This window comes from Tumebacillus permanentifrigoris (genome assembly GCF_003148565.1).
GTDB classification, from domain to species: Bacteria; Bacillota; Bacilli; order Tumebacillales; family Tumebacillaceae; genus Tumebacillus; species Tumebacillus permanentifrigoris.
Window position 1 is genome coordinate 1 of the sequence record NZ_QGGL01000052.1, and the last position, 1,705, is coordinate 1,705.

General features: G+C 50.3%; 1 protein-coding gene and 2 rRNA genes. 2 read left to right on the top strand and 1 reads right to left on the bottom strand.

The features are described 5' to 3' along the window. The first annotated feature begins 17 nt into the window (after positions 1-17). Positions 18-134, top strand: a 5S ribosomal RNA gene (rrf, locus tag C7459_RS22775). A 44-nt stretch (positions 135-178) separates the two neighbouring features. On the opposite strand, the gene C7459_RS22780 is transcribed toward rrf, so the two are convergent. Then, entirely contained in the window at positions 179-1,168 is a 990-nt protein-coding gene (locus C7459_RS22780; RefSeq protein WP_109691465.1) for a glycine-rich domain-containing protein, read from the bottom strand. 350 nt (positions 1,169-1,518) lie between these two features. On the opposite strand from C7459_RS22780, the gene C7459_RS22785 reads away from it, so the two are divergent. After that, positions 1,519-1,705, top strand: a 16S ribosomal RNA gene (locus C7459_RS22785); the annotation flags it as partial.

Consider the following 1,705-nt stretch of genomic DNA (forward strand, 5'->3'; position numbering starts at 1 on the left):
CTACCCAGTTGTCACAGTCTCGTGATGATGGCGGAAAGGTCACACCTGTTCCCATCTCGAACACAGAAGTTAAGCTTTCCAGCGCCGATGGTACTTGGACCGCAGGGTCCTGGGAGAGTAGGACGTCGCGAGGCAATAGTGAAAGACCCGATCCATAACGGATCGGGTCTTTTTTGTATTAACTGCTTCCGCCACACGAACTACCGCATGAGGAGGAACTACAGGAGGAAGAATTGCAAGAGGAGGAACTACAGGAAGAGGTTTTGGTGGAATCATCGGAAGACGTTGCACAGACAAATCCGCTGCCGCATGAGGAGCTGTTCGGGTCATGCTTGCGACCATAGAGCATCTGGTGCATCTCGTCCTGAAATCCGTCCGCTTCGTAGAGTGAGAAAAACACGAACGCGCTTGTCGCACCAACGAGCATCGATGGATGGGTGTACCTTTTTGTATATGCAGGTCGTGTGGTGTTGTTCATCTGTTCGCGCAGAGTATCAATCAGTCGTATCGCTGTCTCGCGCACATTCGGATTGGTGGTGAAGTATTTGGGTAGGAGCTGCGCATGATCCGTCGTCTGGAACTCTTTCAGTTGCTGCTGATCGAGCGGGGTGCGGAAAAAGTTCTTCCAGATGTATATGCTGTAGGGCGTAACCTCAAAGAGCTGGCAGTATACCCAATCAAACCAAGCACGACCGTTGGGGTTCGGTGCAGGTTCACTGTGCGGGGCATGGTGAATCACTTCGCCTGCAAAGGCCTTGCAGAACGCTTCATACTCACGGCTGTACAGCAACATCTCGTGCCAGATTTCATCAATGTCATCACTGAACATCGGAACTTCACGAAGAAGGGTTGTGAGGACGAAATAGCGTTTGAGTTCAAGCAGTTGCCAATCGAATTCCTCAGGCCGGAGCAACGGGCGTTTCAGTAGGAAACGGCTTTTCAAACGATCGCCAAATTCCTTTTCAAAGGCGGTGTCCAGTTGCTTCGCGATGCCTTGCAACGGATACGTTGGGTGCAGGCCGAGTTGGGCAGGTAGCGGGAGACCTTTTACATAAGGTTTGGAGGGGATTCTACGGGAGCGGTTTTGGGCGTTAGACTTGGCGGATTTGTTGAGCTTGACCACGAGAGTACAGAGGAGAATAAGGCCGCCAATAACGAGGATGGACATAGGTCTACCTCCTTCGTAGGGAATCATGTTCCCTTCACTTCTTTATATTCTGTAGGGATGTCAGGGAATCCTTGAATGCTTACAAGAAAGAGCGCGAAACCAAGGAGAGGTGTGGAGAAGGGCTTAGTTGAGTGGTTTTGTAGGGGTTTGTAAAGGAATGGACAAGCGAAGTACGACAGACTCTGATAAGATAGTCCTTGTCACCACGAGAGAGTAACGGTGAAGGGAAAAAGAAGTTGACTTGAGTTGGCTGAGATGGTATATTAGAAAACGTCGCTTCGGCGGCTCTATTGATCCTTGAAAACTAAACGAGTGATAGATGAGAATCGATTCGAGCCTTGAATCAAACTTTAATTGAGAGTTTGATCCTGGCTCAGGACGAACGCTGGCGGCGTGCCTAATACATGCAAGTCGAGCGGACTGATGTGGAGCTTGCTCCATTGATGTCAGCGGCGGACGGGTGAGTAACACGTGGGTAACCTGCCTGGCAGACTGGGATAACGCTTGGAAACGAGTGCTAATACCGGATGATCTCTT